This window comes from Bradyrhizobium sp. (genome assembly GCF_049512235.1).
GTDB lineage: Bacteria > Pseudomonadota > Alphaproteobacteria > Rhizobiales > Xanthobacteraceae > Bradyrhizobium.
The window spans coordinates 1-6,220 of the sequence record NZ_JBEKXH010000380.1 but is presented as its reverse complement, the minus strand read 5'-3'; the positions used below and the strand labels follow the sequence as shown (position 1 = coordinate 6,220).

General features: G+C 62.6%; 7 protein-coding genes. 4 read left to right on the top strand and 3 right to left on the bottom strand.

The annotated features are described in order from the left end of the window. The 3 genes from ABSG20_RS26915 to ABSG20_RS26905 all read right to left on the bottom strand — a co-directional run. On the bottom strand, positions 1-272 hold a 272-nt coding region (locus ABSG20_RS26915), incomplete at its 3' end, for an FAD binding domain-containing protein (RefSeq protein ID WP_423867522.1). Beyond that, positions 269-2,641 (bottom strand): xanthine dehydrogenase family protein molybdopterin-binding subunit, encoded by a 2,373-nt coding sequence (locus tag ABSG20_RS26910; RefSeq protein WP_423867521.1) that lies wholly within the window; start codon positions 2,639-2,641, stop codon positions 269-271. The genes ABSG20_RS26915 and ABSG20_RS26910, both read right to left, overlap by 4 nt. After that, positions 2,634-3,131, bottom strand: a complete 498-nt coding sequence (locus tag ABSG20_RS26905) for a (2Fe-2S)-binding protein (RefSeq protein ID WP_423867520.1) — start codon at positions 3,129-3,131, stop codon at positions 2,634-2,636. The genes ABSG20_RS26910 and ABSG20_RS26905 overlap by 8 nt, the downstream gene beginning before the upstream one ends. A 137-nt stretch (positions 3,132-3,268) precedes the next feature. Between ABSG20_RS26905 and ABSG20_RS26900 the strand changes: the two genes are divergently transcribed. The 4 genes from ABSG20_RS26900 to ABSG20_RS26885 all read left to right on the top strand — a co-directional run. After that, a complete protein-coding gene (locus ABSG20_RS26900; RefSeq protein WP_423867519.1) occupies positions 3,269-3,736 on the top strand; it encodes a winged helix-turn-helix transcriptional regulator in 468 nt (155 codons plus the stop codon). A 186-nt stretch (positions 3,737-3,922) separates the two neighbouring features. Then, positions 3,923-4,720, top strand: coding sequence for an enoyl-CoA hydratase/isomerase family protein (locus ABSG20_RS26895; RefSeq protein WP_423867518.1), 798 nt, complete (start codon positions 3,923-3,925; stop codon positions 4,718-4,720). A 2-nt stretch (positions 4,721-4,722) separates the two neighbouring features. Next, positions 4,723-5,988 carry a CaiB/BaiF CoA transferase family protein gene (locus tag ABSG20_RS26890; protein WP_423867517.1) on the top strand — a complete coding sequence of 422 codons (1,266 nt, stop codon included), beginning with the start codon at positions 4,723-4,725 and terminating at the stop codon, positions 5,986-5,988. 82 nt (positions 5,989-6,070) lie between these two features. Further along, positions 6,071-6,220 (top strand): winged helix-turn-helix transcriptional regulator (locus ABSG20_RS26885; RefSeq protein ID WP_423867523.1); only part of this gene is annotated, 150 nt, incomplete at its 3' end.

The window sequence follows — 6,220 nt, the reverse complement described above, 5'->3', positions numbered from 1 at the left end:
GGCAGCAGCTTTCGCAAGGGTTCGGACGCGAGCAGGTCGGCATGCGTGGTCAGGGCGCCGATCCTGATAGTGTCGGCGACCTCGATCCCCTTCAGTTCGTCGATGCCGCCGATATCGATCAATCGCGCCGGCGATGCGAGGCGCAATTTCAAAGTCGGAATCAGGGTATGGCCGCCGGCAACGAGCTTGCTGCCGTCGGGATCCTTTTGCAGCAGGCCGATGGCCTGGCCGAGGGACGTCACGCGCACGTAATCGAATGATGCCGGTATCATTGGCCTGCTCCGGCGCGCGCGGTCTGGATCGCCGACCAGACGCGCGGAGGCGTCATCGGCATATCCAAATGTTTTATCCCGAACGGTGAGAGCGCATCGAGCACGGCGTGGACCATGCATGGCGGTGCGGCAATCGATCCATTTTCGCCGATACCTTTTACCCCGATCGGGTTGGTGGGCGAGGGCGTCTCCTGAAACAGCGATCTTATGCTGGGGACATGTTCTGCCCGCGGCACCGCATAGTCGAGCAGCGAGCCGGTCATCAGTTGCCCGGTATCGGGGTCGTAGCTGACCTCTTCATACAGGGCTTGCGCAATACCCTGCACGACGCCGCCATGAATCTGTCCGGCGGCAAGAAGGGGATTGATGATCGTGCCGGCGTCGTCCACGGCGACATAATCGAGGATATCGACAATGCCCGTTTCCGGATCGACCTCGACATAGGCCATGTGGATTCCCGAGGGCGAGCCCATTCCTTTCGGGTCGTAGAACACGGTCTCGTCCAGACCCGGCTCCAGTCCGTCCGGAAGCTTGTGACCGACATAGGCCATGCGGGCCACGTGGCCGAAAGTCAAAGGCGCGATGTCGGTTCCCGGCACGCTGAATTGGCCTGCCCGGTGGGAAACGTCGCCTTCGTCCACTTCAAGCATAGCAGCGGCAATCTTCTTTGCCTTGGCGACGACGCGGCTGGCGGAGACGTGAACGCTGGATCCGCCGACCGCCATGGAGCGGGAGTTGAAGGTGCCGTGGCCGGCCTGGACCTGTCGTGTGTCGCCCTGCACGACGTCGATGTGCTCAATCGGGATCTGAAGGACGTCGGCGGCGATCTGCGCCAGCGAGGTGGCATGGCCATGGCCCTGACTCAGGGACCCGGAAAAAATAGTCACCCGGCCGCTGGAGTCGACGCTGACCCGGGCGCTCTCCCAGCCGCCGCGATTGAAGCCCAACAGCGCCAGCCGGCGCGACGGCGCCATGCCGCACATGTGGATATAGGCGGCAACCCCGATGCCTCGATATCGACCCTCGGCGCGCAATCGGTCGCGCTCGCCGCTTCGCGCGTCATAGTCAAAGGCCTCCATCGCCTTGGCGAGGCAGCCCTCGTAATTGCCGCTGTCGTAGACCGCGGCGGGTCCATTGTAGGGCTTGTACGGGAAGTCGGAACGTTGAATGAAGTTCTTCCGCCGCACCTCGACCTGGTCAAGGGTGAGGTGGCGCGCAACGGCGTCAATCGCCCGCTCTGCGATGTACCCGCCCTCGGGCCGACCGTACCCGCGATAGGCGTCGACCGGCACCGTGTTGGTCAAGACCACGCGGGAGCGCGCCTCGTAGTTCGCGATCTTGTAAGCGCCGGTCCCGAAATTGACGGTGTTCACGGTCGGGCCGCCGCTTGCCATGTTGGAGAGGTAGGCGCCGACATTGCCCAATGTCTCCACCTTCAAACCGAGAATCCTGCCGTCGTTGCGGAACGCGATCTCAATGCTCTCCGTATGCGCCCGGCCGTGATGGGTGGATTGGTGGCTTTCGGAGCGCGATTCCCACCATTTGACGGGGGCGCCCAGCCGGCGCGCCAGATACGGGCAGAGCAATTCCTCCGGATAAAGATGCATCTTCGCGCCGAACCCGCCGCCGATATCCGGCGCGACGATCCGCAACTGATGTTCGGAAATGCCGACGGTGTCGGCGATCCAGCGCCGATGCATGTGAGGAACCTGGCTCTGCAGGTAAACGGTCAGCGTGCCGTCAACGTTCGGTTCAGCCAAGATCGAGCGCGTTTCCATGCAGGTCGGGATCAGGCGATTGTTGGCGATGCGGAGGCCGATGATCTGATCGGCCTCCTGCGCAGCCTTTTTGTAGTCGCCGCCCCCGACCTTGTAGATCGTCGTGATGTTGTTGGGCACGTTGTCGTGAAGTTGCGGCGCGCCCGCGCGGATCGCGGCTTCCTCATCGACGACCGCGGCAAGTATCTCGTAGCCGACATCGACAAGCCCGATGGCGTCCTGGGCCATGGCCTGGGTCTCGGCTACCACCAGGGCGACGCACTCGCCGACAAAACGCACCCGGTCGATCGCGACGACGGGCCGGTCCGGCACCTTCGTCCCCGGCATGATCCAGTTTGGAACGATCGCGCCGATCTTGCCTGCGAGGTCGACGCCCGACAGAGCCAAACGTACGCCGGGCGCCGTGGTTGCGGCAGAAAGATCGATATGCTTGATGACGGCATGCGCATGAGGCGATCGCAGCACCGCCATATGCAGCATCCCCGGCGCCTTGATGTCGTCGGTATAGCGTCCTTTTCCCGTGACGAACTTGAAATCCTCCCGCCGCCGCAACGGCTGGCCGACATATTTGATTGCGGTTGCTTCAGTCATGGCGATGTGCCCCCGACGCCAGCGATTCAACTGCGCGCACGATGTTGTGGTAGCCGGTACAGCGGCAGATGTTGCCGGCGAGGTTGTGACGGATTTCACGCTCCGTCGGATTCGGATTTTGCTTGAGCAACTGGCGGACGCTCATGATCATCCCGGCAGTGCAGAAGCCGCATTGCAATGCATGGTGCTCGTGGAAAGCCGCCTGTATCGGATGCAAAGCCCCACCACCGGGTGCGAGACCTTCGATCGTTGTGACGGATGATCCGTCCGCCATCACGGCGAGAATCGTGCAGGACTTGATCGCCTTTCCATCGATATCGATGGTGCAGGCGCCGCATTGCGAGGTGTCGCAACCCACGTGGGTTCCTGTGAGGCCGAAATCGTCTCTCAGCAAATGGACCAGGAGCTTTCGCGCCTCGACCGAGGCGGTCCGACGGACGCCATTGACGTTGATTGCCACGGCGTGATTCTTTTCATCGGCATCGGTCATTCGTTCCTCCGATCGCATGCCCGCGAACCCGATCCGGGGCCGGGCCGTACCAGCGGCGCGCACTGGACAAGGTGTAACTCTAATGATAAGAGTGAAACGGAGGCAAGCGCTTTATGCGGTCGAAAAGTTTTGAAGGGATGGCGTGCTCGATAGCCGGCGTGCTCGAGGCGATCGGGGACCGCTGGGCGGTGCTGATCCTGCGCGATCTGTCGCTCGGGCTTGCCAGGTACGATGATCTGCGCCGGTCAACTGGCGTGACCAACGCGACCTTGTCGGATCGTCTGAAGCATCTTGAAGGGAAGGAATTGATCGAGCGGCGGCGATACCAATTCAATCCCGAACGATACGAGTACGTTCTGACCGCCAAGGGCAGGGACATCATCCTGGTGATACAGGCACTGGCGCAGGTGGGAGACAAATGGGCCATCTCCGGAAACGCCGGGCCTCCGCTCAGATTCGTGGATCGAAAAACCGGACACCTCGTCAAGCTGGCAATGGTCGACAGCCAGACTGGGCAAAGGGTCAGGGCGCGAGAGGTGCTGCCGCAGGAAGGTCCGGGAGCCGATGACCTGGTGCGCTGGCGCCTGACCCATTTCCGGCAATAGCGCGGCCCGCATCTTCCTTTCTGGCGTCGGCGCGATCGCCGCGCGAGTCGACGGCGGCCGCCGTCAAATGACACCAATCATTCAATCAACCGTGATGCGTCGATGACTTGCAAAATGCAAGTTATGATGTAGGCTGTCCCAAACGACGAGAACGGATATCGTTGCGTCGAAAAAGCGAGGTGGGTGATGTCCGAGGATGCACTGGTTGCGCGCGAGCAGCGCGGCAACATTTCCATACTGACCATGGTTTATCGGCCCTACAACCTGCTGGGACCGAAGCTGATCAATGCGATCGTCGAACAGGTCGAGGAGGCTCAGAAGGCCGGCAGCCGGGCGATTGTCGTGCGCAGCGGCCTTCGGCATTTTTCGGCCGGCGCCGATCTCGACATTTTCGACAAGCGCGTGGAGCAGGGCAGTGGCGATCCAAGCAGTGAAAATCGGCGTTTGAACGCCGTCGAGTTTCTCCGTTTCATGGAACTGCTGCCGGTCCCGCTGATCGCGAGCGTGCACGGTGTCTGCCTCGGCGGCGGGCTCGAACTGGCGCTGTCGTGCGACTACATCATTGCGTCGTCGTCGGCCAAGATCGGTTCGGTCGAGGCGACGCTCGGGCTGCATCCGCTGCTCGGCGGCATCCAGCGGCAGGTCCAGCGCGTCGGGGCGCTGCGTGCCAAGGAAATGTCCATGCTGGCGCGACGCTACGACGCGCCGACCCTGGAAAAATGGGGCCTGATAAACCTGACGGTCCCGGACGAATCGTTGGAGAAGGCGACCGTGGCGATCGCGGAGGAATTCGCGCAGGGTCCGACGCTCGCCCACGCCGCGACCAAGCAGCTCGTTCACATCGCCGTCAATGACGGTGTGGCCGCTGCCGACGAGGCGATGGCGAAGGTACAGGCGCCGATCTGGGCGTCGGAGGATCTGAAAGCGGGCCTTGCCTCGTTCCGAAAGAACGGCCCGGGTCTCGCGAAATTCGCGGGGCGCTGATCATGAGCGGCCCTCTTACCGGAATACGTGTCGTCGATTTCTCTCGCGTGCTCGCGGGCCCGCTTTGTGCGCGAACCCTGCAGGACCTCGGCGCCGAGGTCATCAAGGTCGAGCCGCCGAGCCCCGATGTTTCGCGCTTCGCATTTCCATCGACCGACGGAATGTCGGGCTATTACGCGCAGCAGAACGCGGGGAAGCGCAATGTCAGCATCAACCTGAACATTCCCGGCGCCTACGAATTGGCGCTGAAGCTCTGCGATACCGCTGACGTTGTGGTCGAGAACTTTCGCGCCGGGACGCTCGGCTTCTTCGGTCTCGACTACGAAACCCTGTCGAAGCGCAATCCGCGGCTGATCTACGCCTCGATCACCGGCTACGGCCAGGGAGGTCCCTGGCGCGGCCGCATGGCGTATGCGCCGACGGTACAGGCAGAAGCCGGCTTTACCGAAAACAGCGTTCGGCACTATGGCGAAGCCTTGAAAGAGCCGCGCACCGACAGCCTGTCGCATGCCGACGTCTATGCTGGATTGCAGGCTGTGATCGCCATCCTCGCGGCGCTCAACAGCCGGCAGACGTCCGCGCAGGGCCAGTACATCGATGTCGCCATGGCGGCCACGCTCCTTGCTGTCAACGAGCGCGCCCACGTCGATCTGTCCGATGACGATATTGGTGCAGAGCCCGCGGTGCTCGGTGCCACCGACTGCTCCTTCTTCACGGGTCCACAAGGGCAGTTCTTCACTGTCGCTACCAGCATCGTCGGCAGCCGAACGTTTCCGTCCTGGCTACGCGCGATGCGGCGCGTCGATCTGATGGACGATCCCAGGTTTTCGAGCGCCGCGGCGCGGCGGCTGAATTTCGGTGCGCTGCATCAGATCATCCAGTCCTGGATACTTACTTTCGCCGATATGGCGCGGCTCGATGCGCAGTTTGACGAGGCCAAGATCGCGATGGGCGAAATTCGCTCGATCAAGGAACTGGCGAAGTCGGAATGGAGCGACTATTGGGGTGCCGTCCAGCTTGTCCCGGATCGCAGCGGCGGCGAATACAGATTGCCGGGCCGTCCGTGGCACTTCTCTCGGGATCAACTGACGCCAATCGGGACGCCGGCCTTCCAGGGCGAACACAACAGGGAGGTATTCCGCGATCTCGGCGTGAGCGAGGCGGAGCTGCAGAGACTTTCGGAGACCGGCGTGTTGGTTGCGCACCGGCGCGCGCATGAGCCCGCGGCCGCGGCCAAGCCATTGGAGGCTCCGGGCCAGGCCGTTTGACCGCGCCGCCGCTCCGGGCGAGGCGATCCTCCTGCTATTTTCGACCGAAATCGCGGAGGGCGAAGGGAGTGCGAGACGCCAGATGACACGTTCCCGGTCTTTCAACAAGGAATGCTCGATCGTCCGCGCCATGGATGTGGTCGGCGACCGTTGGTCTATCCTGCTGCTTCGGGAGGCCTACTACGGCACCCGGCGCTTCGATGAGTTTCAATACTATCTTGGCGTCGCACCG

Bases quoted from the DNA above. Each gene is read 5' to 3' on its own strand.
- ABSG20_RS26910 (WP_423867521.1), bottom strand. From the start codon at position 2,641: ATGACTGAAGCAACCGCAATCAAATATGTCGGCCAGCCGTTGCGGCGG.
- ABSG20_RS26905 (WP_423867520.1), bottom strand. From the start codon at position 3,131: ATGACCGATGCCGATGAAAAGAATCACGCCGTGGCAATCAACGTCAAT.
- ABSG20_RS26900 (WP_423867519.1), top strand. From the start codon at position 3,269: ATGGCGTGCTCGATAGCCGGCGTGCTCGAGGCGATCGGGGACCGCTGG.
- ABSG20_RS26895 (WP_423867518.1), top strand. From the start codon at position 3,923: ATGTCCGAGGATGCACTGGTTGCGCGCGAGCAGCGCGGCAACATTTCC.
- ABSG20_RS26890 (WP_423867517.1), top strand. From the start codon at position 4,723: ATGAGCGGCCCTCTTACCGGAATACGTGTCGTCGATTTCTCTCGCGTG.